The following is a 15,671-nucleotide window of genomic DNA, read 5'->3' on the forward strand; positions in this document are numbered from 1 at the left end:
GTCTCGCCGCAGCTGCGAGGGGGCGTGGATGCAGGCTGGTGATGTGCTCGATGGCCGGTACGAGTTGGTGCGACGGCTTGAGGCCGGAGGCATGGGCGAGGTCTGGGAGGGTACGGACCGGCGCATCCGGCGTCGCGTGGCGCTGAAGCTGATTCGCGAGGAGGCGGACCCGGCAGTCGTGGCGGAGCTGGTCTCCCGGCTCGGCCGCGAGGCGACTGCGGCGGGCCGGCTAGCGCACCCGCACATCGTGGCCGTATACGACTACAACAGCATCGAGCGGGACGACATGCCGCTCGTCTACATCGTCATGGAGCTGGTGCAGGGCCGGTCGCTCGCCCGGGAGCTGCACGACCGGCTGCCGCCGGTGCCGCGGGCGCTGGAGTGGGCCACGCAGATCGCCCTGGCGCTGGAGGCGGCGCACGATCCCGAGGTCGGCGTGGTGCACCGCGACCTCAAACCCGGCAACGTCATGATCACGCCCGGCGGCCTGGTGAAGCTCCTCGACTTCGGCATCGCCCGCTTCATGGAGGAGAACGACACCCAGCACTCAAAGCTCACCGGCGCCCGCATGGTCGGCACCCCCTCGTACATGGCGCCCGAGCAGTGCCTGGCCCGGCCGGTCGACGGGCGGACCGACCTGTACGCGCTGGGCTGCCTGCTGTTCGCGATGCTGACCGGGCAGCCGCCGTTCCCCAAGGATCGTGGACTGCTGCAGGTGATGTACCAGCAGGTGCACGATGCGCCGAAGCCGCCCAGCGCGCTGCGCGGCGCCGCCGCGGTGCCGCCCGAGCTCGACGATCTGGTGCTGTCGCTCCTGGAGAAGGACCCGGCACGCCGACCGCCCGACGCCGGCTCCGTGGTCGACCGGCTGCGCGCCATCGACCTGATCGCGCAAGGGGACGCGACCCCGCCGCAACTCCCGCCGCCCGCGCGCCAGGCAGCCGCCGGTCCGCAGAGCGAGCACGAGAGCGAGCTGTTCGACACCGAGAGCATCAGGGAGGTCGTCGTCGAGATCGTCACGGATCCCGACGACGACCTGCTGCCCGTACGCGAGGAGCTGCGGCGCCGCCGCGACGAGGCACTGGAGGCGACCGCGTCCTGGGACGCAGTGCTTCAGCTGCGCCGCGTACGAGCGGAGGCCAAGCGGCTGCTCGGCGGCCAGGATCCGCAGCTCCTCGACTTCGACTTCGACCTCGCCTGCGCGGTGGCCAGAGACGGCAGTCCGCAGAACGCCTCGTGGATGCTCGCCCAGCTGCTGCCCGCGATCGCCCGGGAGAACGGCCCGTTCGATCGCCGCACGCTCTACGCGCGCAGCCTGCTGCCCTGGTTCCAGGCGGAGGCGGGCGATTATGTCGAGGCGGCCCGGCTGTACGGAGAGCTCGTCCCCGATTTGCGGCGCGCTCTTGGCGAGGGCGATCCGCTGACGCAGAGCGCGGCTTTCCAGGAGGCGGTGCAGCAGCGTCGGGCCGGGGACGCAGGCAAGGCCATCCAGTTGCTGATGCCGCTGCTGCGGGAGCTGGAGGAGCACGGCTCGGGCGCAGGCGTGTCCGGGACGCCAATCGCCGCGGCCCGCACCGAACTCGCCCGCAGCATCCTGCAGATGCACGACCCGAACGTGCCCCGGCGGCTGCGGGAGTCCATTCCGGCGATGGGCAGCCTGCTCGGCAGCGGCGATGAGCATGTGCTCGGCGCGCGCTTCGTCCTGGTGGACTGGATCGCCGCGACCGGAGCTGCCCACGAGGCACTGCCGGCGCTGAGGGTGCTCATCATGGACATGGCCAAGAGGCTCGGCGACCACCATCTGCTCACCCTGCGCACCCGGTACCGCCTTGCCGAACAGTCCGCCGCCGCCGGCGAGCCGGCCACCGCGCTCCACCACTTCCGCGCGCTGCTGCCGGATCTGCTGGAGCTGCTCAACGCGGACGACCAGCTCGTCCTCGCCACCCGCTTCCAGATCCTGCAGCTCGCCGCGCATTACGAGGACCCGATCCGCGCCCTGCCGTACTGGCACGAGTTCACCGAGGACGTGGCCCGGGTGCTGGGTGAGGACCACCAGCTGTCCGTCGAGGCCCGCTTCCACCTGGCCCTCTACACCGCCGAGTCCGCCAACCCGGCCGCCGCGCTGCCGCTGTTCGACGCGGTGCTGCAGCCCCGCATCGAGCGACATGGCCCGGACGACGAACTGACGCTGCGCGGCCGCTACGCGCAGGCCCACGCCACCGAGCACGTGGGGCGGGGAAAGGAGGCGGCCAAGCTGTGGAAGGCGCTGCTCCGTGACGCCGGCCGCGCCCTGGGGCGGAACCACAAGTTGACCGAGGCGGTGATGTGCCGCTCCGGCGGTAGCCTGCCTGAGCAGCCGCCGATTCCGTAGCAGGAGGTCCCTGCCCGTGCCCAGCTCTCGCGGCGCCGTACGCGTCGAGCGCGACGGCCCCGTCACCACCGTGATCCTCTCCCGCCCCGAGGTGCGCAACGCCGTCGACGGGCCCACCGCGGCGGCGCTCGCGGAGGCGTTCCGGGAGTTCGAGGCGGATCAGGCGGCGAGCGTGGCCGTGTTGTGGGGGGAGGACGGCACGTTCTGCGCCGGTGCGGACCTCAAGGCGATCGGCACCTCGCGCGGCAACCAGGTGTCCCCCGAGGGCGACGGGCCGATGGGGCCCAGTCGCATGCGGCTGTCGAAGCCCGTCATCGCCGGGGTCAGCGGGCACGCCGTGGCCGGCGGCCTGGAATTGGCGCTTTGGTGTGATATGCGGGTGGCGGAGGAGGATGCCGTGTTCGGGGTGTTCTGTCGCCGCTGGGGTGTGCCGCTGATCGACGGCGGTACGGTGCGGCTGCCGCGGCTCATCGGGGAGAGCCGGGCGATGGACATGATCCTCACCGGACGGCCGGTGCCGGGCCCCGAGGCGTATGCAATGGGGCTGGCGAATCGGCTCGTGCCGCCGGGGCAGGCGCGGGCCGCCGCGGAGGAACTGGCCGCCCAAATCGCCCGTTTCCCGCAGACCTGTCTGCGCGGCGATCGCGCCTCCGCCCGCGGCCAGCACGGCATGACGGAAGCCGAGGCCATGGCCGCCGAGCTGCGATACGGCGCCGAGGCGCTCGGCGAGGCGCTGGAGGGTGCCGCGCGGTTCGCGGACGGCGCCGGGCGGCACGGGAGCTTTGCGGCTTTCGAGGGGTAGCGCAAAGGTCTTGGCCGATGATCGCCAAGCGCGGGCAAAGCTCCAGTTAACGCGCCGGAAAAACAACCGGGCTAGCGTTCCCCAGCATCCTGCCGACCTACCAAGATCGGCACGGAAGATCCGATGACCCGAGGTGAGTGCCGTGCAGCTGACCCCTCATGAGCAGGAACGACTGCTCATCCACGTAGCCGCCGACGTGGCCGAGAAGCGCAGGGCCCGCGGGGTCAAGCTCAATCACCCCGAGGCCGTGGCGCTGATCACCGTGCACATCCTCGAGGGCGCCCGCGACGGCCGTACGGTCGCGGAGCTGATGAACTCCGGCCGCAAGGTGCTCACCCGCGACGACGTCATGGAAGGCATCCCCGAGCTGATCCACGACGTGCAGGTCGAGGCGACCTTCCCGGACGGCACGAAGCTCGTCACCGTCCACGAACCCATCGCCTGAAGGGCCCGCATCGTGATCCCCGGAGAGATCATCCCCGCCGACGCACCGCCCGTCCCCCTCAACGAGGGCCGCCCCATCACCCGCCTCACCGTCCTCAACGCCGCCGACCGCCCCGTACAGGTCGGCTCCCACTACCACTTCGCCGAGGCCAACCCCGGCCTCGACTTCGACCGCACCGCCGCCCGCGGCAAGCGCCTCGGCGTCGCCGCGGGCACATCCGTGCGCTTCGAGCCGGGCATCCCGGTCGAGGTCGAGCTGGTGCCGATCGCGGGCGCGCGCCACATCGCCGGCCTGCGCGGCGAGACCGGAGGTGCCCTCGATGGCTGAGCTCAGCCGCGCCGCGTACGCGTCGCTCTTCGGCCCGACGACCGGCGACCGCATCCGTCTCGCCGACACCGACCTGCTGGTCGAGGTCGAGGAGGACCGCTCCGGCGGCCCCGGACTCGCGGGCGAGGAGGCGGTCTTCGGCGGTGGGAAGGTGATCCGCGAGTCGATGGGCCAGTCCCGTACGACACGGGCGGAAGGCGCGCCGGACACGGTCATCACGGGCGTCGTGGTCCTCGACCACTGGGGTGTGGTGAAGGCGGATGTGGGTCTGCGGGACGGCCGCATCGTCGCGCTCGGGAAGGCGGGCAATCCGGACACGATGGACGGCGTCCAGCCGGACCTCGCGATCGGCCCGGAGACGGAGATCATCGCGGGGAACGGCCGCATCCTGACGGCCGGGGCGATCGACGCACATGTGCACTTCATCTCGCCGGGCATCGTGGACGAGGCGCTGGCCTCCGGCATCACGACGCTGATCGGCGGCGGTACGGGCCCGGCCGAGGGCACCAAGGCGACGACGATCACGCCGGGGTCGTGGCACCTGGAGCGGATGTTCGCGGCGCTGGAGCAGTACCCGGTCAACATCGGGCTGCTGGGGAAGGGCAACACGGTCTCGGCGGACTCGATGCGCGCGCAGCTGCGCGGCGGTGCGCTCGCCTTCAAGATCCATGAGGACTGGGGCGCGACGCCGGCGGCGATCGACGCGTGTCTGGGCGTATGCGACGAGACGGGCGCGCAACTGGCCATCCACACCGACACGCTGAACGAGGCGGGCTTCGTCGGCGATACGCTGGCCGCGGTCGCGGGCCGTACGCTGCACGCGTACCACACGGAGGGCGCGGGCGGCGGGCATGCGCCGGACATCATCACAGTGGTGTCCGAGCCGAATGTGCTGCCGTCGTCCACCAACCCGACCCGCCCGCACACGGTCAACACGGTCGAGGAACACCTCGACATGCTGATGGTGTGCCACCACCTGAACCCGCGGATTCCCGAGGACCTGGCCTTCGCGGAGTCGCGCATCCGCCCGACGACGATCGCGGCGGAGGACGTGCTGCACGACCTCGGCGCGATCTCGATCATCTCGTCGGACTCGCAGGCGATGGGGCGTGTGGGGGAGGTCGTGCTGCGTACGTGGCAGACCGCGCATGTGATGAAGCGGCGGCGGGGCGCGCTGCCGGGCGACGGTCCGGCGGACAACCGGCGGGCGCGTCGATACGTCGCCAAATACACCATCAACCCGGCGGTGGCGCAGGGTCTGGCGGCGGAGATCGGTTCGGTGGAGCCGGGCAAGCTGGCGGATCTGGTGCTGTGGGATCCGGCGTTCTTCGGGGTGAAGCCGCTGCTGGTGCTCAAGGGCGGGCAGATCGCGTACGCGCAGATGGGCGACTCGAATGCGTCGATTCCCACGCCGCAGCCGGTGCTGCCGCGGCCGATGTACGGGGCGCTGGGGGCTGCGCCTTCGCGTAACTCGGTGAACTTCGTGACGGAGGCGGCGCTGGCGGATGGGCTGCCGGAGCGGCTGGGCCTGGGGAAGGCCTTTGTCGCGTCGGCGTCGACGCGGGGCGTGACGAAGGCGGACATGCGCGAGAACGATGCGCGGCCGCGGGTGGAGGTGGACCCGGATTCGTTCACGGTGCGGGTGGATGGCGATGTCATCGAGCCGGCACCGGCGGCGGAGCTGCCGATGACGCAGCGCTACTTCCTCTTCTGATGATGACGGAGCGAGTTGAGCGGGCGGGCGGGCGGGAACACCCCCGCGTCGCAGGCGCGGCAGCGCTGCTGGTACTGGCCGACGGCAGGTTCCCCGCGGGCGGCCACGCCCACTCCGGCGGCGCGGAGGCCGCGGTGAAGGCCGGCCGCGTACGGGACGCGGCGACCCTCGCGGCGTACTGCCGCGGCAGGCTGCACACGACCGGCCTCACGGCGGCGGCGCTGGCGGCAGCGGCCTGCGGGGGAGGCGACCCGTACGAACTGGACACGGCCGCCGACGCCCGTACGCCCTCACCGGCCCTCCGGACCGCAGCCCGCAAGCTCGGCCGCCAAATGCTGCGCGCCGCCCGCGCCGCGTGGCCGGGCCCCGAACTGGACGCCCTGGCCCGCACGTTCCCCAAGGGCACGCACCAGCCCATCGTCCTCGGCCTCGCGGCCCGCGCAGCGGGATTGCACCCCCACGACGCCGCCCACGCCGCCGCGTACGAATGCGTCTCCGGCCCCGCCACCGCCGCCGTGCGGCTGCTTTCCCTCGACCCCTTCGACGCCACCGCCGTACTCGCCCGCCTCGCCCCCGAGATGGACGAGATCGCCGCCCGCGCCACCGCCGCCGCGGAGCGAGCCCGTACGGAAGGCCTCGGCGCCCTGCCCGCCGCCTCCTCCCCGCTGCTCGACATCACGGCCGAGCGGCACGCGGGCTGGCCCGTACGCCTCTTCGCCTCCTGACCGGCACCACCACAGCGGAGCTGACATGCACCTGGACCACGACCTCGACGCCTCCTTCCCGGAGCGCCACACCCACAGCGCGACGGACGCCTGGCTCCCGAACGGCCGCCGCCGCGCCCTGCGTATCGGGCTCGGCGGCCCGGTCGGCTCCGGCAAGACCGCGACGGTCGCGGCGCTCTGCCGGGCCCTCCGCGACGACCACTCGATCGCCGTCGTCACCAACGACATCTACACCCGCGAGGACGCCGAATTCCTGCTGAAGCAGGCGGTCCTGCCGCCATCGCGGATCACCGCCGTGGAGACCGGCGCCTGCCCGCACACCGCGATCCGCGACGACATCTCCGCGAACCTGGAGGCGGTGGAGGAGCTGGAGGAGGAGTTGGGCGACCTCGACCTGATCCTGATCGAGTCGGGCGGCGACAACCTGACGGCCACCTTCTCCCGCGGCCTGGTCGACGCGCAGCTCTTCGTCATCGATGTGGCGGGCGGCGACGACATCCCGCGCAAGGGCGGGCCGGGTGTGACGACGGCGGACCTGCTGGTGGTGAACAAGACGGACCTGGCCCCGCACGTGGGCTCGGACCTGGCCCGGATGGCCTCGGACGCGCGGACGCAGCGCGGCGATCTCCCGGTGATCTTCCAGTCGCTGCGCGCGGATGAGGGCGTACGGCCGGTGGCGGACTGGGTCCGCGAGAGGCTCGCGGCGTGGCGCGCGGCCGCGCCTGCGGGTTCCGGCGCGGTCGCGCCTGCGGGTTCCGGCGCGGCGGCGGTACGAGCATGACCCCGGCCGCCGCCCCGCCCGATCCCGAAGTCGCCCCATCCCCGGCACCCGTTCCGCCCGCCTTGGCCGTGGGGGCTGGCCGGCCCCCGGCGTCCGGCGTGGCCGCGGCGTCCGGCGTGGCCGCGGCGCCCGCCTCGCCCGCGGCGGCGGCCTCGTCTCCGACATCCGCCTCGCTCGCGGCGGCCGCCCCATCCCCGGCACCCGTTCCGCCCGCCTTGGCCGTGGGGGCGAGCCGGCCCCCGGCGTCCGCCTCGCCCGCGGCGTCCGCCTCGCCCCCGGCGGCGGTCAAGGCCACCGCCCGCCGCACCCCCGCCGCCGTCACCGCCGCCGTCACCGCCACCGCACGCATCACCGCCGTCCTCGACGCCCGCGGCGTCACCACCCTCCCCGTCCTGGAGGGCGAAGGCCCCCTCGCCCTCCGCCGCGTCAGCGGTCCCGGCCCAGCCGCCCGGGTCTGCGTCATCGGCGCGATGAGCGCGCCCCTCGGCGGCGACGCCCTCCGCATCGAGGTCGAGGTCCAGCCCGGCGCCGCGCTGCACATCACCTCCGCCGCCGCCACCGTCGCCCTCCCGGGCAGCCGCCCGGGCGTGCCCGCGACGTACGACGTCCGCCTCACGGTCGCCGACGACGCCGAACTCCACTGGCTCCCGGAGCCGCTGATCGCCGCCGCGGGCAGCAACCTCCACATGACCACCCGCGTGCACCTGGCGCCCACCGCTCGCCTCGTCCTCCGCGAGGAACAGATCCTCGGCCGCGCGGGCGAGGAACCGGGCCACCTCACCTCCCGCCTGACCGCACGCATCGCCGACACGCCGCTCCTCGACCAGGAGACGGCCTTCGGCCCCGGCGCCCCCGCCTGGGACGGCCCCGCGCTACTGGCGGGCTATCGCGCGTCGGGCCAACTGCTCAGCGTGGCGCCGGACGGCAGAGAAACGGGTGCCGCCCCGGACCCTCACACCCCGGGCGAGTCCGTCACCCTCGCCCTCGCCGCCCCCAACACCACCCTGACCACCGCACTGGCCCCCCACGGCCTGGCCCTCCGCCGCCACCTGGACGCAGCGGCTCTGTCCACCCCTCAGCCCTAGCCTTCCGTGCCTGCCTGAGCAGCCGCCCGCGCTACCCGACCGCGAGCATCGCCTCCGCGACTTCCCCCACCGCCGCCTCCGGAATCGCGGTGCCCGCCTCCTCCAGCACCAGCAGCCGCGCCCCGGGGATCTCCCGCGCGAGCGCCTCGCCGTTGCCGACGGGGAAGAACGGGTCCCGACCGCCGTGCACGACGAGCGTGGGGAGCGCGAGCCCGGGCAGCCGCTCCCGCCACCGCGGCTTGCAGTCGAGCTTGGAGAAGACCATGCCCAGCTGGTTGGCCATCTGGACCGCGGGTGCGGTGCCGGGCGTACGGTCCCAGATGCGCGCGGCCGTCTCCCGCGCCACGCCGGGGTCGTCGCCGAGCACCTCCGCCCCACCGGCCGCGAAGTCCGCCACCGCTGCGCGGTCCGCCCAGTCGGGCAGCGGCTGCGCGAACATCTGCTCCATCGCCGCCGCGTCGTGGTCCGGGAGATCGTCGTCCACCGGCCCGGGCGCGACCGCGCGCGTGCCCGCCAGGGTGAGCGCCGAGAACGCGCCGGGATGGTCGAGCGCGGCCACCTGGGCGACCATCCCGCCGACGCCGATCCCCGCGAGGTGCGCGGGCCCGCCGCCGAGCACCCCGGCGAGGGCCGCCGCGTCGGCCGCGAGATCGCGCAGCGTGTACGCGGGCGCGTCCGGGTCCGCCGTCGTCGACTCGCCGCTGTCGCGCAGGTCGTAGCGGACCACGCGCCGCCCGCCGGCGGCGAGCCGCTCGCAGAGCGCGTCGGGCCAGGAGAGCATCGTCGTCCCGCCCGCTAGGAGGACGAGCGGTGCGGACTCGGGACCGAAGGACTCGATGCCGAGGGCGATGCCATTTGCGGTGACTGTGGTCATCTGAGCACCGTAGCCGGAATTCCCTGATCCGGACGTCTGGCCGAGAGGCGCTCTTGTGCGTCGTCCGCACCCGGCGGAGGGTGGGTGAAGATCGGAGTGAACGAGGCGTGGGGAGGCGGCGGATGGCCGGGGACGCGGCGTGGCGGTTCGGGGATGACACCGGAGTGACGGTCGAGGTGGGGCGGCGGCCGGAGCGGGTGGTGACGTATTTGCGGGCCGGGGCCTCGCTGTGGGACCTCGGGGTGACGCCGGCGGCGGTGTACGGATCCGGGCACGACGGCCGTGAGGTCGACCCCGTGAAGGCGGGGCGGATAGCCGGCGGGCAGGTGCCCTACGTGGGGCCCGGCGGGGATCTCGACGCCGAGTGGTTCGCGGCCGAGCGGCCCGACCTCATCGTCGATGTGACGTACGACGGGAAGGGCACCTACGCCATCGACAGCGACGCCGCCCGGCGCTTCGGCGTGCCCGTGGTGGCGCTCGCGGTGGGCGGCGGGGCCCCGTTGCGTACGATCCTGGACCGCTTCGCCGAACTGGCCGCCGCGCTCGGCGCCGCGCCCCGCGACCCGGACGGCGAGCGGAGCCTCGACGCCGCCGAGCGGGAGCTGCGCGAGCTGGCCGGGAAGCGGCCCGCGCGGGTGCTGGCGCTCTCCGGCGCCGACGCCGAACAGGTCTACCTCGCCCGCCCGGAGACCTGGCCCGACCTGCACCGGCTCACCGAACTCGGCCTCAACGTCCTCGACCCGGAGCCGGACGCGGGCCGGAACTGGGCGACGACCACATGGGCGGCCGCCGCCGAGCTGCGCCCTGACGTGGTGCTGTACGACAGCCGCCGGCACGCGGCCGCGGTGCCCGACGCCACCGCGCGCACCCGGCTGCCGTGGAACCCGGAGGAGCCGTGCAGCCCGGTGGCGTACGCCGCCTTCCTGCGCCGGGTCGCGGCGGCGCTGGCGGGCTGAGCGCGTGACCACCACCAGCCCGCCGGTCACCCTCGACGCGGTCCGGGCCGCCGCCGCCCGGATCGAGGGCGTTGTGCACCGCACGCCGGTGCTGCGGTCGCGGACGCTGGATGCGGCCGTCGGCGCCGAGGTCTTCCTCAAGTGCGAGAACTTCCAGCGGGTGGGCGCCTTCAAGTTCCGCGGCGCCTACCACGCGGCGTCCCGGCTCGGCCCCGAGCAGCTCGCCCGGGGCATCGCCGCGTACTCCTCCGGCAATCACGCGCAGGCCGTGGCGCTGGCCGCCCGCGAGCTGGGCACCTCCGCGGTGATCCTCATGCCGGAGGACGCCCCGCGCGCGAAGATGGCCGCGACCGCGGGATACGGCGCCGAGGTCGTGACGTACGACCGCTACACCGGCGACCGAACCGCGATCGGCGAGGCGCTGGCCGCCGAGCGGGGGCTGGCCCTGATCCCGCCTTACGAGCACCGGGACGTCATCGCGGGGCAGGGGACGGCGGCGCTCGAACTCCTCGAAGAGGTCGGGGCATTGGACGCGCTGGTGGTCCCGGTCGGTGGCGGCGGGCTCATGGCGGGGAGCGCGACCGTCGCCAAGGGGCTGCACCCCGGCATTCGCATGATCGGCGTCGAGCCGGAGGCCGGGGACGATACCAAGCGGTCCATGGACGCGGGGCGGCTGGTGAGCGTCCCGGTGCCCCGCACCATCGCCGACGGGCAGGCGCTGCCTACGCCCGGGGAGCTGACCTTCTCCGTGAACCGGCGGCTGGTCGATGAGATCGTGCTGGTCGGTGACGACGAGATCAGGGATGCGATGCGGTTCGCCTTCGAGCGGCTGAAGATCGTGGTCGAGCCGAGCGGGGCGACGCCGCTGGCCGTGCTGCTCACCGGCCGTGCGGGCGCCGAACCGCGGCGGGTCGGCGTGATCCTCTCCGGGGGCAACGTCGACGCCGAGCGCTTCGCCGAGCTCACATCGTGATCACGACCTTCGCCCGCGCGTGCTCCACCTCCAGATAGCGGATCGCCTCCCGCGTCTCGGCGAAGGGAAAGGTGCGGTCGATGGCGGGGACGACCTTCCCGGACTCGGCCAGCTCGCCCAGCACCATCAGATACTCCGTCGTCACCTCCGCCGGGAGCTCCACCACCCGGTGACGTACGAACTTGCTCACGGCCCGCCCCTGGAAGAACAGGCTCATCGGCCCGAAGAAGCTGCCGCCCTCGGAGGAGGTCCCACCGCCGGACAGCACCAGGGTCCCGGCGGGGGTGAGCAGGCGGCGGAACTCGCCGAGCGACCTGTTGCCCACCAGGTCGAGCACCACGTCGTACCGGCGGCCGCTCCGGGTGAAGTCCTCCGCGCCGTAGTCGATGACGTGATCCGCGCCAAGGGAGCGGAGCAAATCCACATTGCGGGCGCTGCACACCGCGGTCACGTCCAGGCCGTACGCCTTCGCGAGCTGCACCGCGAAGGTGCCGACGCCGCCGGAGGCGCCGTTGACGAGGAGGGACTGCCCTGACCGTACGCGGGCCACGTCGCGCAGGCCCATGAGCGCGGTGCAACCCGCCACCGGGATCGCCGCCGCCTGCTCGAAGCTGAGTCCCGGCGGCTTCGGCGCCACCGTCACGGCGCGGGGGCAGGCGTACTCGGCGAACGTCCCGTCCGTCTCGCCGAACACCGCATCACCCGGATGCAGCCCCTTGACCGCGCCGCCGACGGCCTCGACCTGCCCGGCGAAGTCCTGCCCGCGGACCTTCACCTTGGGCCCGCGCAGCCCCATGGAGAGCCGCATCAGCTTCGGATCGCCGTGCATGAGATGCCAGTCCTTGGCATTGACGGACGCCGCCCGCACCCGGACCAGCACCTGCTCGGGCCCCGGCACCGGCCGCTCCACCTCCCGGAACTCCAGCTCGTCCGCCGAGCAGTAGCGGTCCTGCAGCACAGCCTTCATGGATTTCCCCCCTCTTGTCACCCTGGAGCCTAGAAGGGTGAGGACTGTCCGGGAATGCGGCGACGTATGGTGATCATGGCAAACGCCGTCAGCACGATCGGAGTGACGCATGAGGGCAGCCCGCTTTAGCCGCTTCGGGGGTCCGGAGGTCCTCGAAATCGTGGATCTTCCCGACCCGCATCCGGGCCCGGGCGAGGTCCGGATCGCGGTACGCGCGGCCGGCGTCAACCCGAGCGACTGGAAGAAGCGCCAGGGCCTGATGGACGACGAGCTCCCGCAGACGCTCGGCTACGAGGCGGCGGGTGTCGTGGACGAGCTCGGCGCGGGGGTGACGGACGTCGTGGTCGGCGACCGCGTCTTCGGCTTCAACACCGAAGGCGCGGCCCAGGCCGAGCTCGCGGTGCTCTCGTATTACGCGCCCGTCCCGCCGTCGCTCGACTTCGCCGCCGCGGCCGCGCTGCCCGCCGCCGTCGAGACGGCCACCCGCGCCCTCGACCAACTCGGCGTCACCGGCGGCGGCACGCTGCTCATCAACGGCGCCTCCGGCAGCGTCGGCAGCGCCGCCGTCCAGCTCGCCGCGGCCCGCGGCGCCCGCGTGATCGGCACCGCAAGTCCGCGCAACCACGACTACCTCCGCACCCTCGGCGCCGAGCCCGTCGCCTACGGCGAAGGCCTCGCCGACCGGGTGCGCACCCTCGCCCCCGACGGCGTCGACCTGGCCCTCGACATCGCCGGGAGCGGCGTCCTCCCCGAGCTCATCGGGCTCGCGGGCGGCGACCCGAAGCGGGTCGTGACGGTCGCCGACTTCGCGGGCGCGGAGGCGTACGGGGTGACCTTCAGCCGCGGTGACGCCGGTCGTGCGCTGCATGCCATCGACGAGGTCGGCGGCCTGATCGAGACCGGCCGCTTCTCCCTCCCGGTCGCGCAGACGTTCCCGCTCGCCGACATCGCGGCGGCGCATCGCGCCGGGGAGCACGGGCACGTACACGGCAAGCTCGTGCTGCTGCCCGGCTGACGAATAGGATCTTCAGTCATGAAGCTCCGCTGCGCCATACTCGACGACTTCCAGGGCGTCGCCCTCAGCATGGCGGACTGGGCCCGCCTCGATGACCGCGTCGAGGTCCGGTCCTTCCGCGAGCACCTCGGCAGCGAGGACGCCGTGGCCGCGGCCATCGCCGACTGCGAGATCGTCGTCATCATGCGGGAGCGCACGCCCTTCCCCGCATCGCTGCTCGACCGCCTGCCGAAGCTGCGGCTGCTGATCACGTCCGGGATGCGCAACGCCTCCGTGGACCGGGGGGCCGCCGCCCGCCAGGGCGTCACCGTCTGCGGTACGGCCTCCAGCCCCGCCCCGCCCACGGAGCTCACCTGGGCGCTGCTCCTCGGCCTCGCCCGTAACATCGTCCCCGAGGCGAACGCCCTGCGCACCGGCGGCCCCTGGCAGTCCACCATCGGCGCCGACCTGCACGGCGCCCGGCTCGGGCTGCTCGGGCTCGGGAAGATCGGCGGGCGGATGGCCGCGATCGGGCGGGCCTTCGGGATGGAGGTGGCGGCCTGGAGCCAGAACCTCACCGCCGAGCGCGCCGCCGAGGTGGGCGCCGAGCGCGCGGAATCCCTCGATCAGCTCCTGCGCACCAGCGACTTCGTCTCCGTCCACCTCCAGCTCAGCGACCGCACCCGCGGGCTGCTCGGCGAGCGCGAGCTGAGCCTGATGCAACCGAGCGCGTACGTGATCAACACCTCGCGCGCCGCGATCGTCGACCAGCGCGCCATGGTCGACGCGCTGGTCCAGGGCCGTATCGCCGGCGCCGGAGTCGACGTCTTCGAGCACGAGCCGCTCCCCGCCGACGACCCCCTCCGCACCGCCCCGAACCTCCTCGGCCTCCCGCACCTCGGCTACGTCACCCGCGGCAACTACGCCGAGCGCTTCTTCCCGGAGGCCGTCGAGGACATCGAGGCGTACCTGGACGGCACTCCGGTCCGGCTGCTCTAAGCGGCCTCTAGCGCTCCGACAGGGGTGCCGGGGCCTGCTGCAGGATCCAGCTGTTGCCGTCCGGGTCCTTGAAGAAGGCGAAGGAATTCCAGGTCTCGCCCTCGCCCGGCTCCCAGCCGCCCGCGCCGACGTGCTGAACCTCCGAGATGTCCACGCCGCGCGCCGCCAGGTCCTCGCGGGCCGCGGCGATGTCGGTGACACAGACCTGCACGCCCTGCAGGGTGCCCGGCGCCATCTCCCCGATGCCGGGCGCGGGCGGCATGCCGGAGGTGAGCGCGATCGAGCAGCGCGAGCCCGGCGGGGTGATCTGGATGATCCGGGTGCCGGGGGCGACCTCCTGGTCGAGGTCGACCTTGAAGCCGCACTTGTTTCCGTAGAAGTCCTTCGCGCTGTCGATATCGGTGACCGGGACCGTGATGACCTCGATGGTGTATTCCATAGGGGACAAACTATTCCGGATCGGCGTGCGGAGCGCCCTTCAGCTCGTGGAAACCTGGCGTTCCGGCGACCAGCAGGGCACCGTCCCACAGCCGCCCGGCGGCCTCGCCGCGCGGGATGCGTGAGATGACCGGGCCGAAGAACGCCACCTCGCCGACGGCGATGACCGGCGTGCCGATGTGCGGGCCGACCTTCGCGATGCCCTCGGCGGTGGACGCGCGGATGGCGTCGTCGTACGCCTCCGACTCCGCCGCGCGCGCCAGGTCGGCCGGGAGGCCGGCGGCGACGAGGGAGTCCTCGAAGCCGCCCCACTCGCCATCGCGTTGAGTCCGGGTGCCGAACTCGGTGTAGAAGCGCCCGAGCGCCTCCTGGCCATGCCGGTCCGCGATCGCGGCGCAGACCCGCGCCGGGTAGCGGAGATAGCCCTCGGGGTCGTTCTCGGGATCGTCGTCGCGCCCCTCGTTCAGCGCCCACAGGCTCAGCACCCGCCACCGCGGCTCAATCGGCCGCACCCGCGCCGCCTCCACCACCCACCGGGAGGTGACCCAGGTGTACGGGCAGGACGGATCGAACCAGAAGTCGGCGATCATCCCGCCAGTTTAGGGTGGTGTGGCGAGCGGGCGCCGCGGGGCGTCGGTCGGCAAGGAGGCGGCATGGGCAAGGTGGCGTGGGGATTCACGTGCTCGATCGACGGCTTCATCGCCGGGCCGGGGCACGACATGAGCTGGATGTCGGCGGCGGAACCGCTGGCCGAGGGCACCACGGAGCGGATGGCGGGCGAGGTCGCGGTCATCATCTCCGGCCGGGACGGCTACGACGCGGCGAAGGCCCAGCAGGACGAGCGCGACGAGGTGACCTCGCAGGCCTACGCCGGCGCGTGGTCGGGGACCGAGTTCATCCTGACCCACCGCCCGGAAGAGCTCGCCGACGATCCGGCGATCGTCCCGTTGAACTGTGATGTCGCGGAGGCGATTCGTCGCGCTCAGGAGATCGCCGGCGACAGGGACGTGCAGATCATCAGCGCCGACATCGCCCGGCAGGCACTTGAGCACGACCTCATCGACGAGCTGCAGGTGTTCGTCGCGCCGGTGTTCCTGGGCGACGGCGTCCGCATCTTCGACGTTCCCGGCGGGCGCCGCATCGACTGGGAGCTGGTCGAGATCTATGACGACAGCCCGCGCAGCTTCGGACGGGTCTACCGCCCGAAGAAGCGCTAACCC

At 73.2% G+C, this 15,671-nt stretch carries 17 protein-coding genes; 13 read left to right on the top strand and 4 right to left on the bottom strand.

Features of this window, described 5'->3' with window-relative positions; translation table 11 throughout:
- The first annotated feature begins 28 nt into the window (after window positions 1-28).
- From ACNNMR_RS39220 to ACNNMR_RS39255, 8 genes are all read left to right on the top strand, one after another.
- Window positions 29-2,371, top strand: coding sequence for a protein kinase domain-containing protein (locus ACNNMR_RS39220; RefSeq protein WP_419999493.1), 2,343 nt, complete (start codon window positions 29-31; stop codon window positions 2,369-2,371).
- Window positions 2,372-2,387: 16 nt separating this feature from the next.
- Window positions 2,388-3,173 (top strand): crotonase/enoyl-CoA hydratase family protein, encoded by a 786-nt coding sequence (locus ACNNMR_RS39225; RefSeq protein ID WP_419999494.1) that lies wholly within the window; start codon window positions 2,388-2,390, stop codon window positions 3,171-3,173.
- A gap of 142 nt (window positions 3,174-3,315) precedes the next feature.
- A complete protein-coding gene (locus tag ACNNMR_RS39230; protein WP_419999495.1) occupies window positions 3,316-3,618 on the top strand; it encodes an urease subunit gamma in 303 nt (100 codons plus the stop codon).
- 12 nt (window positions 3,619-3,630) lie between these two features.
- A complete protein-coding gene (locus ACNNMR_RS39235; RefSeq protein WP_419999496.1) occupies window positions 3,631-3,945 on the top strand; it encodes an urease subunit beta in 315 nt (104 codons plus the stop codon).
- Window positions 3,938-5,659: an urease subunit alpha gene (locus ACNNMR_RS39240; protein ID WP_419999497.1), complete on the top strand. Its 1,722-nt coding sequence runs from the start codon at window positions 3,938-3,940 to the stop codon at window positions 5,657-5,659. The genes ACNNMR_RS39235 and ACNNMR_RS39240 overlap by 8 nt, the downstream gene beginning before the upstream one ends.
- Before the next feature lie 2 nt (window positions 5,660-5,661).
- Window positions 5,662-6,384, top strand: a complete 723-nt coding sequence (locus ACNNMR_RS39245; protein ID WP_419999498.1) for an urease accessory protein UreF — start codon at window positions 5,662-5,664, stop codon at window positions 6,382-6,384.
- 25 nt (window positions 6,385-6,409) lie between these two features.
- Window positions 6,410-7,165: an urease accessory protein UreG gene (gene ureG, locus ACNNMR_RS39250; RefSeq protein WP_419999499.1), complete on the top strand. Its 756-nt coding sequence runs from the start codon at window positions 6,410-6,412 to the stop codon at window positions 7,163-7,165.
- Window positions 7,166-7,512: 347 nt separating this feature from the next.
- On the top strand, window positions 7,513-8,250 hold the full coding sequence (locus ACNNMR_RS39255; protein WP_420000631.1) for an urease accessory protein UreD: 738 nt from the start codon (window positions 7,513-7,515) through the stop codon (window positions 8,248-8,250).
- A gap of 31 nt (window positions 8,251-8,281) precedes the next feature.
- Here the strand turns inward: ACNNMR_RS39255 and ACNNMR_RS39260 are convergent, their stop codons facing one another.
- Entirely contained in the window at window positions 8,282-9,124 is an 843-nt protein-coding gene (locus tag ACNNMR_RS39260) for an alpha/beta fold hydrolase (RefSeq protein WP_419999500.1), read from the bottom strand.
- Window positions 9,125-9,246: 122 nt separating this feature from the next.
- Here ACNNMR_RS39260 and ACNNMR_RS39265 point away from each other — a divergent pair, with 122 nt between their 5' ends.
- The gene (locus ACNNMR_RS39265; protein ID WP_419999501.1) at window positions 9,247-10,080 is read left to right on the top strand and encodes an ABC transporter substrate-binding protein; all 834 of its coding nucleotides are present in this window, start codon (window positions 9,247-9,249) and stop codon (window positions 10,078-10,080) included.
- Between the two features lie 4 nt (window positions 10,081-10,084).
- Window positions 10,085-11,053, top strand: a complete 969-nt coding sequence (locus ACNNMR_RS39270; RefSeq protein WP_419999502.1) for a threo-3-hydroxy-L-aspartate ammonia-lyase — start codon at window positions 10,085-10,087, stop codon at window positions 11,051-11,053.
- Here the strand turns inward: ACNNMR_RS39270 and ACNNMR_RS39275 are convergent.
- Entirely contained in the window at window positions 11,043-12,020 is a 978-nt protein-coding gene (locus tag ACNNMR_RS39275; protein WP_419999503.1) for an NAD(P)-dependent alcohol dehydrogenase, read from the bottom strand. The genes ACNNMR_RS39270 and ACNNMR_RS39275 overlap by 11 nt on opposite strands.
- Window positions 12,021-12,129: 109 nt before the next feature.
- Between ACNNMR_RS39275 and ACNNMR_RS39280 the strand changes: the two genes are divergently transcribed.
- Both ACNNMR_RS39280 and ACNNMR_RS39285 read left to right on the top strand, forming a co-directional pair.
- Complete coding sequence (locus ACNNMR_RS39280) at window positions 12,130-13,035, top strand: NADP-dependent oxidoreductase (RefSeq protein WP_419999504.1); 906 nt, start codon at window positions 12,130-12,132, stop codon at window positions 13,033-13,035.
- Window positions 13,036-13,053: 18 nt separating this feature from the next.
- On the top strand, window positions 13,054-14,013 hold the full coding sequence (locus ACNNMR_RS39285; RefSeq protein ID WP_419999505.1) for a D-2-hydroxyacid dehydrogenase family protein: 960 nt from the start codon (window positions 13,054-13,056) through the stop codon (window positions 14,011-14,013).
- 7 nt (window positions 14,014-14,020) lie between these two features.
- On the opposite strand, the gene ACNNMR_RS39290 is transcribed toward ACNNMR_RS39285, so the two are convergent.
- The gene (locus tag ACNNMR_RS39290; protein ID WP_419999506.1) at window positions 14,021-14,452 is read right to left on the bottom strand and encodes a VOC family protein; all 432 of its coding nucleotides are present in this window, start codon (window positions 14,450-14,452) and stop codon (window positions 14,021-14,023) included.
- Between the two features lie 10 nt (window positions 14,453-14,462).
- Window positions 14,463-15,041, bottom strand: coding sequence for a disulfide bond formation protein DsbA (locus tag ACNNMR_RS39295; RefSeq protein WP_419999507.1), 579 nt, complete (start codon window positions 15,039-15,041; stop codon window positions 14,463-14,465).
- A gap of 63 nt (window positions 15,042-15,104) precedes the next feature.
- Here ACNNMR_RS39295 and ACNNMR_RS39300 point away from each other — a divergent pair, with 63 nt between their 5' ends.
- Window positions 15,105-15,668 carry a dihydrofolate reductase family protein gene (locus tag ACNNMR_RS39300; RefSeq protein ID WP_419999508.1) on the top strand — a complete coding sequence of 188 codons (564 nt, stop codon included), beginning with the start codon at window positions 15,105-15,107 and terminating at the stop codon, window positions 15,666-15,668.
- Window positions 15,669-15,671 lie beyond the last annotated feature (3 nt).

It is taken from the genome of Streptomyces boninensis, from assembly GCF_048572725.1.
Taxonomy (GTDB): Bacteria; Actinomycetota; Actinomycetes; order Streptomycetales; family Streptomycetaceae; genus Streptomyces; species Streptomyces boninensis.